At 32.3% G+C, this 13,643-nt stretch carries 15 protein-coding genes; 14 read left to right on the forward strand and 1 reads right to left on the reverse strand.

Translation table 11 applies throughout. The annotated features are described in order from the left end of the window. The 8 genes from BM143_RS22890 (at nucleotide 1) to BM143_RS22925 (ending at nucleotide 10,236) form a co-directional block, all read left to right on the forward strand. The gene (locus BM143_RS22890; RefSeq protein WP_090027603.1) at nucleotides 1-2,931 is read left to right on the forward strand and encodes a hypothetical protein; all 2,931 of its coding nucleotides are present in this window, start codon (nucleotides 1-3) and stop codon (nucleotides 2,929-2,931) included. 11 nt (nucleotides 2,932-2,942) lie between these two features. After that, nucleotides 2,943-7,004, forward strand: coding sequence for a DUF6443 domain-containing protein (locus BM143_RS22895; protein WP_090027605.1), 4,062 nt, complete (start codon nucleotides 2,943-2,945; stop codon nucleotides 7,002-7,004). Nucleotide 7,005: 1 nt separating this feature from the next. Continuing rightward, nucleotides 7,006-7,620: a hypothetical protein gene (locus BM143_RS22900; protein ID WP_090027606.1), complete on the forward strand. Its 615-nt coding sequence runs from the start codon at nucleotides 7,006-7,008 to the stop codon at nucleotides 7,618-7,620. 52 nt (nucleotides 7,621-7,672) lie between these two features. Beyond that, a complete protein-coding gene (locus BM143_RS22905; protein WP_228430947.1) occupies nucleotides 7,673-8,188 on the forward strand; it encodes a polymorphic toxin-type HINT domain-containing protein in 516 nt (171 codons plus the stop codon). Nucleotides 8,189-8,199: 11 nt separating this feature from the next. Then, the gene (locus BM143_RS22910; protein ID WP_090027610.1) at nucleotides 8,200-8,505 is read left to right on the forward strand and encodes a hypothetical protein; all 306 of its coding nucleotides are present in this window, start codon (nucleotides 8,200-8,202) and stop codon (nucleotides 8,503-8,505) included. Nucleotides 8,506-8,936: 431 nt separating this feature from the next. Further along, the gene (locus tag BM143_RS22915) at nucleotides 8,937-9,413 is read left to right on the forward strand and encodes a hypothetical protein (RefSeq protein WP_139222100.1); all 477 of its coding nucleotides are present in this window, start codon (nucleotides 8,937-8,939) and stop codon (nucleotides 9,411-9,413) included. Nucleotides 9,414-9,537: 124 nt separating this feature from the next. Continuing rightward, complete coding sequence (locus BM143_RS22920) at nucleotides 9,538-9,978, forward strand: hypothetical protein (protein WP_090027613.1); 441 nt, start codon at nucleotides 9,538-9,540, stop codon at nucleotides 9,976-9,978. A 15-nt stretch (nucleotides 9,979-9,993) separates the two neighbouring features. Then, entirely contained in the window at nucleotides 9,994-10,236 is a 243-nt protein-coding gene (locus BM143_RS22925) for a hypothetical protein (RefSeq protein WP_090027615.1), read from the forward strand. Nucleotides 10,237-10,258: 22 nt separating this feature from the next. Here BM143_RS22925 and BM143_RS22930 read toward each other — a convergent pair whose 3' ends face one another. Next, on the reverse strand, nucleotides 10,259-10,702 hold the full coding sequence (locus BM143_RS22930) for a macro domain-containing protein (RefSeq protein ID WP_228430949.1): 444 nt from the start codon (nucleotides 10,700-10,702) through the stop codon (nucleotides 10,259-10,261). Between the two features lie 196 nt (nucleotides 10,703-10,898). Here BM143_RS22930 and BM143_RS24095 point away from each other — a divergent pair, with 196 nt between their 5' ends. The 6 genes from BM143_RS24095 to BM143_RS22955 all read left to right on the forward strand — a co-directional run bounded on the left by BM143_RS24095 (nucleotide 10,899) and on the right by BM143_RS22955 (nucleotide 13,639). Then, a complete protein-coding gene (locus BM143_RS24095; RefSeq protein ID WP_167375335.1) occupies nucleotides 10,899-11,069 on the forward strand; it encodes a hypothetical protein in 171 nt (56 codons plus the stop codon). 4 nt (nucleotides 11,070-11,073) lie between these two features. Beyond that, on the forward strand, nucleotides 11,074-11,241 hold the full coding sequence (locus BM143_RS24100) for a hypothetical protein (RefSeq protein ID WP_167375336.1): 168 nt from the start codon (nucleotides 11,074-11,076) through the stop codon (nucleotides 11,239-11,241). Between the two features lie 372 nt (nucleotides 11,242-11,613). Then, nucleotides 11,614-11,904: a hypothetical protein gene (locus tag BM143_RS22940; protein WP_090027620.1), complete on the forward strand. Its 291-nt coding sequence runs from the start codon at nucleotides 11,614-11,616 to the stop codon at nucleotides 11,902-11,904. A gap of 382 nt (nucleotides 11,905-12,286) precedes the next feature. After that, on the forward strand, nucleotides 12,287-12,718 hold the full coding sequence (locus BM143_RS22945) for a DUF5958 family protein (protein WP_090027621.1): 432 nt from the start codon (nucleotides 12,287-12,289) through the stop codon (nucleotides 12,716-12,718). A gap of 38 nt (nucleotides 12,719-12,756) precedes the next feature. Further along, nucleotides 12,757-13,161, forward strand: a complete 405-nt coding sequence (locus BM143_RS22950) for a hypothetical protein (protein ID WP_090027623.1) — start codon at nucleotides 12,757-12,759, stop codon at nucleotides 13,159-13,161. 124 nt (nucleotides 13,162-13,285) lie between these two features. Continuing rightward, nucleotides 13,286-13,639 carry a hypothetical protein gene (locus tag BM143_RS22955; RefSeq protein WP_090027624.1) on the forward strand — a complete coding sequence of 118 codons (354 nt, stop codon included), beginning with the start codon at nucleotides 13,286-13,288 and terminating at the stop codon, nucleotides 13,637-13,639. The last annotated feature ends 4 nt before the right edge of the window (nucleotides 13,640-13,643 follow it).

Consider the following 13,643-nt stretch of genomic DNA (forward strand, 5'->3'; position numbering starts at 1 on the left):
ATGAATACATTTAATTGGAAGATAGAATACATATTTTTCTTTCTGATATTTTTAGTTACAAATTTATATAGCCAGCAGAGTTTAGGTGAAGGAACTTCATCTCCAATAGCTTCACCTGCTATGGCTTCTATGGCTGCTTATGCAGACAGCCCTGTTAATCAGATAACTGGCCTTCCTAACATTAATATCCCGTTAATAGACGTCCCAATGCAGGATGAAAACGTTAAAAGTGGTTTTAGCCTAAGTTATAATCCCATGCATGTTGAAAATATTTATTATCCAGCAAGTGATGTAGGAGCAGGATGGACTTTATTCGGAGGAAGTGTAATATATAAAAAAGTAGTTGATCTCTTGGATGAAACCTATGATGACATCAATAAACCAAATTATAAAAAAAATATTTTTGACGATTATTACTACTATAATTTGCCAGGAGCATCAGGGAAGTTTCAAATAAAAAGGGATACGATCAATAATACATTCAGCCTCATTAATCTGTCTCCAAACAGTTTGAAATTCGAATATGAAAAAGAAAGCAATAATGCCACTTTAAAAATTAAGAACTTTACCATTACAGACGGCAAAGGTTATCAATTTATTTTTAATGATTTCGACTCTGAAACAAGAGATTATGGAGGTCTAGACGGCGGAAGCAGATATAAATCAGCTTACTTTTTAAGTAAAATAACAAGCCCAAAAGGAAGGATACTTGCATCCTATATTTATGACAAAAGATCTAAAAAAATTCCTTCAACAGAAGTGCTGTTGTATCAATATTGTAAACTGAAAACTATAGAAACTGATTTGGGCAAGGTTATTCTTGATTACCAGTTTGATGAAAGTCTGGCGGAAACTCCAAATGATTTATATAGTTTACAGAAAATTACCTTGAAAAATTCACTAGATCAAATTATCAACACCTACACTTTTAACTATATAAAGTCAGGACATCCTTATGATGTTAAAGATAAAAAAAGGTTACTTGCTTCTATTATAAAGAATAATAAAAATGAACAAAAAATTGAACAGACTTCTTTTATATATAATCAAGAATCTACACTTGCTCCTTCTTTTAATGACTATGGAAACAACCTCTGTGAGTACTATTCCATTATTTATCAAGATTCCTATTATTATAACAACTATAAATTCGTTAACGTATTAGAAAAGATTATTACTCCGTCAGGGGGTGTGACAAGTTATGATTACGGATATCATGAATATTTTGAAGATCATAATACTTCTGAATACAAAGATTTGTTATTGACCAATTTTGTAAATCCCGATCTACAGAGTGTCAGTTCCCAAATTAAACCTTATGATACGACACAATCTAACATTTACACCTTTACGGTTACTGGACCTCTTGGGAAAATGGTAACTTTTAGGTTAAACTTTGTTGATATTGGCTATCATGAAGAGATGGAGCCATCAACAGAGAGCCCAGATCCGAATAATCCTATACCCGGCTCCGAACCATTTTATACCAACTTTAAAATTAAAAACAGTAATGGAGAAGTTCTAAACGGTGCCAGCTGTACTTTTGGAGCAGGTGAAACAGATAAAACATATAAAGGCTACCCCGGAACTTACACCATAGAAATAACGGGAACAGGAAAAGGTTACGGAAGTTATATACTGAATGAAATGCATGTTTCTTCTCCCCCTCCATATCGGAATGTTAGAAAAACACTTCTTATGGGGCCTCGTCTTAAAAGTGTGAAATCATATACAGGAATTAATGAAAGCACTCCTGCAAAAACATATATGTACAATTATGATAATGAAGACGGAACAGGTTCTAGCGGTTTTGTTTTTTATGACGAAACAGATACTGACATTGCTAACGAGCCTTATATCATGTATAAGAATGTAAAAGTATCTGAACCTGAAAATGGATACATAAGATCAACTTACATTATTCCCACTGATTATCCTAAATATATGAATGGGGGAACTCAGTTATACCCCAAATGGTATTATCCTTACTATAATATTACCAAAGGAGGACTGATCTCAAAAAAAGAAATCTATAATGAGCAGAACCAGCTGTTAAATTCTCAGAATTTTACTTATGATTTTGGAGAGTATAGTGACAATACATACCAGTTTTATATCAAAAGTAGTCCATATACTTCAAAACCCGCTTACGTAAAAAAAGTTTCTACAGACAATAAAGACTTTATGAAAAATGGGGGATTGGTTGTAAATAAAAGAGAATCTGTAATCAATGTTTCTAATTTTCAGCCTGAAAAAACAATAGAAACAACAGCAGATGGAGATATCATAGAAAAACAGTTTGCCTATCCAACGGGAACTTCTGGCTATACCCAACTTGAAAATGCCCATATTATTTCGAATTCCGTTCAGACTGTTGAGAAAAAAAATGGAAAAGTTATCTCGTCCTCACAGGTTAAATTTGAGAATAACAATCTTCTACCAACATCTGTGAACTCTATAAATCCAAATGATAATAGTACAAAAACAGCATTAAAGTATGATCAATACGACACAAAGGATAATATTCGTCAGTATACAGCCGTATCAGATGAAAGTACAGGAAAGGGCATCACGACAACAATCATATGGGGATATAACGATACAATGCCTATTGCTAAGATAGAAGGTGCCTCATTAACTGATATAGCAGGTCTTGCAGATGAAATCATATCAAAATCCAATCTTGATAAAGATGAGGCTTCCGAGACTGATCTTATTAATACTTTAGATATTTTCAGAACTAATACTGCATTAAAAAAATTCCTGATTACCACTTATACTTATGATCCTTTGATCGGAGTTACAACGGTTACCCCGCCTAATGGCATGAGAGAGATCTATAAGTATGACCGAAACAATAAGCTACAAGCCATTGTTAATGTCAACGGAAATATTATTAAGGAGTACAAATACAATATGAAACAGCCATAAAAACAGAGATCATGAAAAAAACATCAATACTTATATACTTTCTTATGTCAGCTTTGTTTTATGCACAGAGTTTGACCAATACGGAAAACTATACCTACAGCAGGACCTATCTAGAGCCGGTTACCAGCGAACAAACTGGTGCTAAGCAGATGCAGACGGTTCAGTACTTTGATGGATTGGGAAGAAATATTCAGAACATTTCAGTAAAGGGGTCTCCAACAGGAAAAGATGTTGTAGTCCCTGTATCCTATGATCATCTGGGAAAGCCATCAAAAAGCTATCTACCTCTTCCTGTTGATTCACAAAATGGCGCCTATATGCCTAATGTGGGAGAAAATTCAGTCAATACTTACTACAATGTTTCCAACGCCTTTTCTGAAGTAGCTTACGAAAATTCGCCATTGGGAAGAATTGAGAAAAATGCAGCACCAGGAACAGAATGGCAGCTTAGCGGAGGTCATACACAAAAAGCTGAGTTCTTATCCAATTCAGCCAATGAAGTGAAAAGATTCAAAGCTACAATTACATGGAACGCTTCTTCACAGCTCAATGATGCAGGACTGAGTTTTGCAGCCAATGACACATATACAACCAATGGATATTACAATGCCAATACGTTATATAAATCAGTGGTTAAAGATGAAGACGGAAATGAGTCTCTTTCTTTTACCAATTCATTAGGACAGACTATTTTAGTGAGAACAATCAATATTAAAGAAACCGGGACTATTGAAAATCTTGATACTTATTATGTATATGATGATTTTGGGAATCTTTCTTTTATAATTCCTCCTAAGGCAGCTGTCATCACTACGGATGCAGAAATTCAGCCGGTGCTGAGCAGCCTATGTTACGTGTATCTATATGATAAATACAACAGGCTTGCAGAAAAGAAGCTGCCTGGAAAAGGCTGGGAATATTTTGTGTATGATAAGCAAAACAGGATAGTAGCGGTACAGGATGCCAATCTTCAGAAAAATGAACAATGGTTGTACACGAAATTTGACAGTTTTGGAAGAATTGCATTTACCGGAATTAATTCAGGTGGAAGCAGAAATACTGAGCAGGGCATTGCAGAAGCTTACGGAACTAATAATGTAACTAGAACTTCAGATGCTTTCTTTAACAGGGAAGGAATGGACGTCTATTATGACCCTAATGGTACTTATCCTGGTGTTGGATGGGTAAAGCTTTTGTCTGTAAATTATTATGATGAATACCCTGAAGGTACACCTCAACGCCCTGATCAGATACAAAACCACCCAGTCCTGGGTTCAGTTCCCTCTCTTATTATTTCAAATGGCTTGTCGTCTAAAAGGGACATCAAAACTTTTCCTACAGCAAGCTACGTAAAAAATATTGAAAATGACAGCTGGTCTTCGGCAGTTGTATGGTATGATCAATTGGGAAGACCTATTGGAACCTACAGTAAAAATCATTTGGGTGGCTTTACAAAAACTGAGGCTTTATTAGACTTTACAGGTAAGACTCAGTTGGCTTATACATACCATTCAAAAAATACGGCCAATACAGAAGTAACGGTTAAAGACAGGTATACTTACAGTCCGCAGGGATATTTACTTAAACACTATCAACAGGTTGATGGTGCGTTGGAAGAGCTGCTTTCCGATTATTCATATAATGACTTAGGGCAGGTTATTAATAAGAAAGTGGGCAATAATCTGCAGAGTATAGATTATACTTATAACATTAGGGGATGGCTTACTGGAATCAACTCTGCCGATATAAATAATATGGGAAGCAAGCTTTTCTCCTACAAAATAAAGTATAATACGGTAGAAGGAGCAGAAACCCCTAACAATGACTACCCAGGACTGAAAGTAAAACCCAAAAATAATGGAAGTATTTCAGAAGTAGACTGGAAAATTTCAGGTGAAAATGTATTGAAAAGATATGGTTACAGTTATGATGGGGCAGAAAGGTTGCGAGCCGGTTTTTACCAGAATGAAACCAACCCTTATCTCAAAGAATATAATGAGATTGTGGATTATGACAAAAACGGAAATATTACCACTCTAAAAAGGACCGCAAACTCTCCTTCCGGTACTGCAATAGCTATAGATGACCTTACTTATACGTATGATGGCAACAGGTTAAGCAATGTATCGGACAGTTCACAAAACTATGCGGGGTATCCTTCTGTATCCGGAAACCCTATAGATTATGATAGTAATGGCAATATGACCAGTCAGAAGGACAAGGGAATATTACAGATGAAATATAATCATCTTAACCTTCCTTCTTCTGTCATTTATAATAGGTCCTATATCATCCAGGAAGAGAACGGTGTTTCTGCAAAAAGAAATTACAACACCCAATACACCTATAGTGCAGACGGAACAAAACTGAAAGCAGAATACACCTATTTTGCCAACAGAACACAAATGGAGATCAAGAGAATTACAGAGTATCTGGGTGGTTTTCAGTACGAGGATGATGGACTCCAGTTTTTGTCCAATGAAGAGGGGTATTATGATTATATTCAAAAAAGATATGTTTATAACTATATTGACCATCTTGGAAATATAAGAGTAAGTTATGCCAGGAATGCCAGTGGAAGCGCAGAGATTATTGATGAAAATCACTATTATCCCTTCGGGTTAAGGCACAGTCCTTCTTCTTTGGTAACTAATGCTTACCGCAAAAAATATAACGGCAAAGAGCTTCAGGAAAGTGGTATGCTGGATTACGGATGGAGACAATATATGCCGGAATTGGGCAGATGGAATGGTATGGACCAGCTTTCAGAAAGCTATCACTTTGCTTCTCCTTATGCTTATGTTATGAATAATCCGGTGATGAAATATGATCCGGATGGCAGGGTGAGTATGGACTTCTTTGATTCATTTTGGCAAAATACTCCAAATGGAACTAACTCTTTTTGGGCAAATGATGGTGGAGGTTTTGTAAGTTATGATGGCGGAGGCGGACAAAGTAATTACGGAGGCAGTGGTCTGGCTTATAGTTCTTCCGTAGGTTTTGATGGAGCATTTACGATGGGTGATGGAACATATACCCTAGCGCCAGTCATTATCAACGCAAGAGGAACAGCCAGTACTTGGAATAATTCTGATAATCTTGGGTTTAACAGCCTTCTGATGTATAGCAAGTTTACAGGCGCCTTAGGACAAGCTACCTATGATATGAACAGCAGTAATATGGGTTCTTATATTCTTAATTCCAAAGCATCACAGAGTGTAGCCTCAGTTGAGAATTTTCTATTCCTTGAATTACCTGCATCTATGTTAGGTGGTGAGGTTTTAGCTATTGGATGGAGAGCTGCAGGATTAAGCCGTATTGTCTGTGGGCCACTGGGCAGAATTTCCAACGGGCTGATCAAGATCTGCTTTACAGAAGGAACTTTGGTAGCAACTGAAAACGGAAACAAAAAGATTGAAGACGTTAAAGAAGGTGATTTTGTATGGAGCTACAATGAGGAAACGGGCAAAAAAGAATTGAAAAAAGTAGTTGAATTATCCCACAATACTTCTTCTTCATTGGTGAAAATCTCCGTAAACGGAACAGAAATTACTTGTACACCAGAACATCCATTCTATGTACAGGGAAGCTGGATAGAAGCTAAACACTTAACCAAAGGAATGCTTCTTACCACTTTAGATCAAAAAAATTCTCCTATAGAATCTATAAAGTTTTTGGACGGGAAAGTAAAAGTCTATAACTTTGAAGTAAAAGACAACCATAATTATTATGTTTCTGAGAAAGGGGTTTTGGTGCATAATACATGTTGGACAGAAAGACTTGGAATGTTTATGGAATATGCAGCAAATATTGAAACTAAATCTCTTACCTCGCAAGAAGCAACTATAAATCACTTAGAAAGTGTATTTAAAATCCTAGATAAAACAAGAACAGATGATAGAATAATTAAATTAGTCGGAGAAGGTGCTAAAAATGTATATCCTGGTCTTAATGGTTCAAAAATGATTTTTCAGGCAGGAAAAGAAGGTGCTAAGAATTATACAGAAGTATTTCTTGATGGTGGTTTTCAGATAATTAGAGATGGTAAAGTTGTAATAAGTAAAGTTAAATAAGATGATAGAAAAGCTTAAATATGCCTTATTCAGTATTCCTGACTATGATATTTATCGAAAATATTTCCAAACTAAAGATGACATAACAATTTATTATAAAAATGTTATTGTTAATGCAACAAATCATGAAGTTTCTGTTTTTTATGATTCAGAAGAACATTTTGTTACAAAAGGGCTAAAATATCTTGATAGGAATAATACGATAAAATCTTTCAATGATATTCCTTCTGCAATTGATTATATGAACTACCTTTCATCAGTAACTTCTGATATTAGGTATACATTATATCATTATTTTTTATTTAAATTAAAAGATGTAGGAATTAATTATAATTATTTCTCATTTGGTTTGGCTGGGAGTTATCCGAATTATTCTGAGGATAATCTAAGTATTCGTTGTGATTTCGGAGACTTGAGTATAATGGATAAAAAAGTAAAATACAACGGTCTAATTATTTTTAATAATGATGGCTCCTGTAGATTTTCTTTTTATCCAGAAGAGCCGGCTTGGAACGAAGAAAAAATATGTCCTAAGACAGATATTGATAAAATTATAGAATATATTCTTAATCTCGATGTAGATAGCTATAAAGATATTCCATTAATAGAATCATAAGTAAAAAAGAGTAGTCGAGAGCTACTCTTTTTTTATTTTAAACGGAACAGAAATTACATGTACACCAGAGCATCCATTCTATGTAAGCGGAAGCTGGATAGAAGCCAAAAACCTAACCAAAGGAATGCTTCTAACCACTTTAGACGGAAAAACTTCTCCTGTAGAATTTATAAAGTTTTTGGATGAGAAAGTAAAAGTCTATAACTTTGAAGTTGAGGGTAACCATAATTATTATGTTTCTGAGAAAGGCATTCTGGTGCATAATGATTGTGCTTGGCCATTTTTAGAAAAAGTAAGTGTCAAAGTTCTGCAAAATGCAAGTTGTGATGCAGATGCATTAGCTATTCAAAAAGTAGTAGGTGGAGATATTATGACTGTTTCTAATCCGATGAAAGGATTACAATTAGGACCTGTAAAATATGGAAGCGAGGAAGTATCAGGATGGTTTTATCATAAAGCTGTAAAAGTCGGTGATGTTGTTTTTGATAGAATAACAGGACCTTCTGGTATGCATATTAATGATTATAAAGCATTGTTTGAGTACGGCGATGATTTAATTTTCAAATAGAATAAAATAAAATGAAAACAAAAATAATTTTAAATAATTTTATTAATCATATTGAAAGCAGACCTAAAATGTATGTGAGTAAACCGGATTTTATGACAATATCGTCACTTATATCCGGATATTTTTGTGCAATTAATGATACTGAAAATCTTCCTTTAAATTTAATGTTTTCTGAATGGCTGAACGGCAATGGAGAAAAAACATCTTTGATTTGGAATGAATATATTTTTTCTATAATTGCAAAAAATGATGCAGAGATAGCGTATTCTGAATTGTTTAAACAAATTAAATTATTTATAAAAGATTTAAATGTTTAAATTATGACTATACACGAAATTTTGCCTCATATTGAAAAAAGACCTCAAATGTATTTTCGTGAAAAAAATGTCTTTTTTTTGGAAACTTTTTAAGAGGGTTTTTTGTAAATGAATATTTTAAAGATAAGAGTTCTAAAAATGATTTTAGATCTAATTTCTATGAGTGGTTAAAAAATAAATTTAACTTCGAAAATCAATCTACTTGGGCTGATTTTATAGAGATAATAAGTCAAAATGAAAATTTAAATTCTATTGATGTTTTCTTTAGAGAATATCATTTATTTAGTAAAAAAGAATAAATATAAACAAATATTCCTTTACTAATTAGTAAAGGAATATTTGCCTTAAAGAAAAGCGAAAATATAGTTTTGAAATAGAAGCAACCGTTATCATCTTCTTCTCCGTATTCTTATGTAATAAACAATCCGGTGATGATGTATGATCCGGATAGAAGAATGAGTATGGACTTGGGCGCAGGTTTTTGGAATAATTCTCAGGATGGTACGACTTGGTATAATACCGGTGTAGGATTTACCAGTACTGATGGTATTTCAATGGACTACGACGGGAATGGTATTAATTGGAGCCAACCTAATACCAACATGCTGCTTTCCAATATTGGTATTACAATAGGAACTACAACAGATGGTGACGGCGGTGTTCATATTAATATTCCTCCTATTGAGCTTTCAAAAAGCAGCTTTTTCTGGGGAATTGAGATCCGTAGCCATGTAAATGAGTATATGGATTATTGGAACTCTAACAGTCAGTCTACTAAGGGACCAGGGCTTTTAAAAGGTTTACCATCTATAGATGCAACTAAAAAGGTTCATGGTGCTTTACCCAGAGTTATTGATTTAGTGAATTTTTCAAAGGATGAATTAATGATATTACTTAATGAACTTTAAATAAGCTCTCAACAGAGAATAAAAGTTACTTCTAGACTTGGACGAGATTTAACTCATGGAGAGAGACAAGGTGCTGAACAAAATTTGATAAAATACATCGAAAAATATTTAGGTAAATAAACATATGAAATCAACAAATGAAATTGCTAAAATGCTATTAGAAGAATTATTAAAGAATATTAATAATATCAATAATTTTAAAAATTCAAATTATTATAATGAAATACTAGGAGATACTTCTTTTTTATTAGCTGGTTTACTACATACGATGATTAAAAAAGAACCTCAAATAGATCAGAAAGTTTGGATAGATGATAGCCTTATTACTAATATTAACCAAGTCGATAATATTATATCTATTGAAGGTATTATGATCTGGGGAGAAAATGGTACTACTGAACAATGGGTAGATCCTTTTTATTTTACTATCAATCTAAATAATGATTCTGCTTATAAGTTCTTTTTTAAAGACTTATACTTGAGTGAATTGTCATATGACGATTTTAAAGAAAATCGCAATTATTATTCTGATAAAGTTAAAAACTGGAAATATGAATTCAATTGATTTAGTTATAAACTTATGCAAGAATTATTTGTAAAAAAATTTTGGAAAGAAGAAAGTATATGGTTTTATATACATTTTCAAAATGAAGAAGCAATCAGACAAATTGAGATTAGTTCTAAAGGAAAAGTGTTTTTAACATTAGAAAACCCACACCGGGGAGAATCTATGTTATATGACCAATCTATTGAAGAGATTGATTTACAAGATCCTGACTTTATTACAAAGGAAGAGTTTGAAGATACTTGGAATGACCAATAACAATAAAGCCCCAAATGGGGCTTTATTTACTCTTATAATTTTCAACTATCAATAAATCTATTTGTGGATAATTTTCAGATAAATTTTCAATTATTCTTTTTACATTATGCCAATCTAATCCACCCAATCCGGCACAAATTTTAGGTAATGCTATTTTATTAATTTTATTTAAATTTGAATAGGACAACATTTTTCCCAAAGCAGTCTCAATAGAATTAAGGTCAGCTTTAGTTCTCCAAGTAGCTTGAGTCCCTAAATTAAAAATAGTTCCAGTTTCGTATTTATAAATAAAAACATCTCCTAATAAAAACAAACCTTCTTGGCATAATGCTTTATATTCTTTATACATTTTAGGGTATTTCGTTTTGAATTGTAATGCTATTCCTTTTCCCATAGCACCTGCGCAGTTACAACCATGTGCAAAATTAGAAACTCCTTCTAGGCTAAAAATATCACCTTCATAAATGTATTAACCATTTTCTAAGCTTTATTTAAATCAAAGATCTTATTTTTAAATTAAATAATCTTAAATTAAGATGTGTTTATGGAGTACAAGGCGTACCACATAGTGCATTATAGGAATTAATTCAACTTAACAAAACAAAATATCCAGATTCATTTATAAAAATAATAGAATAAAAGTAACTATAATTATATCACATATGAAACCATCAGAATTAGTAAAAATTCTCAAAAGAGATGTCATCGAAGGAAGCATAGAGTTGTATGAAAATTTATTGAATACTACAAAAGAAGCGCGAGATCCAGTATGGAAAGGAATTCTTCCTATGTATATCGATTTTTCGAAAGAAGAAAGAACCGTTTTTTTTTAAATTTTTGAGAATTGTTGAAATTAATACTTTATCACATGTATTGGGGATATTAGATGGAAGTACCTATGTTGATGAAATAAATGACGAATTTATCCTAACTACGGAAAGTAGTAACGAAAAAATTAACGAAGATTTGCAAGCTTTATTTTTAGAATTAATTGAAGAAAAATAAAAAATATTTTTTTCAAGTGTATTTATTATAAAATAGTGCATTGAAAATCAATGCCTTATTTTCAAAATCAAATAAAAAAATGAAAAATATAATTGATAAGAATTTCCATTTGATTCTAATTTCCATACTCGTCATTGTAATTGGCTATTGGTATTTAAGTTCATTAAATGGTCTTAAGAATGTATCCAAAAAATATGGGATGGAAATGGGATGGAACAGGAAACACTATTATAAAAGTTGATGTTCCCAAAAGTGTTATGCAGCAAGCTATAAGGTTTGAAGCCGATGGTATTAAATCTATATCAATACCTTCAAGTTTATTTCAAAAGTCCACTACCTTAATTATATTAAAAATAAATTAACAATTATTATATGATAACAATTAGAGCAATCTTGTACTTATATGAAAATGTAAGAGAAAGTTCTTTTAGAAGTGGTTATAGACCTACATTTGATTTGGGAAAGGGTTTAACTTCTGGAAGAATTTTATTATTAAATGATAAAAAAGATTTTTCGCCAGGTGAAAAGGAAGAAGTGGAAATTAATTTTTTATATAAAGAATTTTTAGGAGATCGGTTTAAGGTTGGAGAAAATGTAATTTTTACAGAAGGGATTACCCCTGTTGGAGAAATAGAAATATTAAAAATATTATCTCTTGAATGAAATAAGTTAAAAAATAGCAGAGCATTGAAATTTGGTGCTCTGTTTTAAATAAGTTCTGGGATGAACAGAGCTGGTACTCTTGAAATAGTCGATGCCAATGATTAATTAAATTTAGGAGATCTTTTAAGAATTGAAAATGCAGCAACGAGAATAAATAAACCAATTACAGTAGTTGGGAGTAGGGCAAGCGGAAAAGCTAAGGCATATTCTGATTGGGATTATGTTATTGAAAATCTAAATAGTAAGGAATGGTCAAAAATAAAAAACTCAATCCCTGGCGCTAGATCTACAATAGATAACACTCCAAGAAATATTGATATTTTTAAAAAGCTTGATTTATCAAGGCCATATCTTACTATTCATCCTCGTTAAATTTATAAATATGTTAGGAATTATTGATCAAATTTTTATTAATAAGTATGGACAAGATCTTGTAAATATTGATCCTTTTAAAATACTGTTTTCAAATTTTAATATAGAAAACAAAAGAGATTATTTAGAAGGAATAATATCTCTTATAATACAATCTAAACCGCAGAATGAAGATATAGAACCAGCTATAAAAGCCAGTGGTTTAAGGCCGACTTTTACACCTTGCGTTCTATTGAAAAAAGGTGTTGCAAATCATAATTTAATAAAGTTAATTAATTTACCTGATTTTGAATTAGAAAAGACATTGGTTTTATTGATGAGCTTATTTAAAATTGGATATAAAAGACGGTTTATAGAGGAAAAAAATAATCCTGATAAATGGTGGTACTGGGATCTATCTGATCGTAATATAGAAGATAAAATTTTGAAAAATTACGGATAAAGCTTAATTACTCACTATTTATTAAATAATTAGAATTTATGACGTTTTATTCAAACAGGAAATTTAAGATATGGGCTTATGTAGTAAGCCACTCTTCATTACTATTACGCAGTGAAATGAAATATCCTGATCAAGATGATTATTCAGAAGATGAGGCATATAATATTGATTTGGAGTTTTGGGCAGTAAGTTATATTGATATTCCAACCAATCTTTACGAATTAGATATAAAAGAAATTGCAGTAAAGGATTTGTCAAAAGATATTAATCAGGATCTATTGATGTACAATATGAAAATATTTGAAATAAAATCAAAAAAAGAGAAGTATCATATAATAGCTGGTGGACTTTTGATAGGGAAAAACAAATGGGAAAATCAAGATAGAATTTTTGATTATCAATCTAATTTAGTACATGATGAAATAGTATTTCAAACTAAATAGGTTAATTATTCGGTAATGTTCTAGATATGTTGGTAATAAAATATAGCGTTGATTTTCAACGCTATATTTTTAGAAATTAACTGAAAGTTGAAATTTTCAGGGATAAACATAATGGCCGATAAAAGTGGTCAGTGGTGCTGGTGCCCCGGTAGATAGCTTTGATGTAGGCGCACAGGTTTTAAGCAATTGGGAGCCGGAATACCAGTATCTTGCAATGGGGATTGGTATATTAGCTATAATCGCTACCAAAGGAAAGGCTACAGATGAGGTAATAGAGAGTAATTTATGGAAAGTAAGGGATTATAATAAGTTAAGAGGTATTGAAATTGGACTGGACGCACATCACGTGGGACAAAGTGCAGTTATGATTGGGATATTAGATGGAAGTACCTATGTTGGTGAAATAAATGACAAATTTATCCTAACTACGGAAAGTAGTAACGAAAAATTAACGAAGATTTACAAGATTTATTTTTAAGATC

The organism is Chryseobacterium oleae, assembly GCF_900115055.1.
In the GTDB taxonomy this organism is placed as follows: Bacteria; Bacteroidota; Bacteroidia; order Flavobacteriales; family Weeksellaceae; genus Chryseobacterium; species Chryseobacterium oleae.

Coding starts and splice junctions, on each gene's coding strand:
- BM143_RS22950 (WP_090027623.1), top strand. CDS start 12,757: ATGACGTTTTATTCAAACAGGAAATTTAAGATATGGGCTTATGTAGTA.
- BM143_RS22940 (WP_090027620.1), top strand. CDS start 11,614: ATGATAACAATTAGAGCAATCTTGTACTTATATGAAAATGTAAGAGAA.
- BM143_RS22900 (WP_090027606.1), top strand. CDS start 7,006: ATGATAGAAAAGCTTAAATATGCCTTATTCAGTATTCCTGACTATGAT.
- BM143_RS22910 (WP_090027610.1), top strand. CDS start 8,200: ATGAAAACAAAAATAATTTTAAATAATTTTATTAATCATATTGAAAGC.
- BM143_RS22915 (WP_139222100.1), top strand. CDS start 8,937: ATGATGTATGATCCGGATAGAAGAATGAGTATGGACTTGGGCGCAGGT.
- BM143_RS22920 (WP_090027613.1), top strand. CDS start 9,538: ATGAAATCAACAAATGAAATTGCTAAAATGCTATTAGAAGAATTATTA.
- BM143_RS22895 (WP_090027605.1), top strand. CDS start 2,943: ATGAAAAAAACATCAATACTTATATACTTTCTTATGTCAGCTTTGTTT.
- BM143_RS22890 (WP_090027603.1), top strand. CDS start 1: ATGAATACATTTAATTGGAAGATAGAATACATATTTTTCTTTCTGATA.
- BM143_RS22925 (WP_090027615.1), top strand. CDS start 9,994: ATGCAAGAATTATTTGTAAAAAAATTTTGGAAAGAAGAAAGTATATGG.
- BM143_RS24095 (WP_167375335.1), top strand. CDS start 10,899: ATGAAACCATCAGAATTAGTAAAAATTCTCAAAAGAGATGTCATCGAA.
- BM143_RS22945 (WP_090027621.1), top strand. CDS start 12,287: ATGTTAGGAATTATTGATCAAATTTTTATTAATAAGTATGGACAAGAT.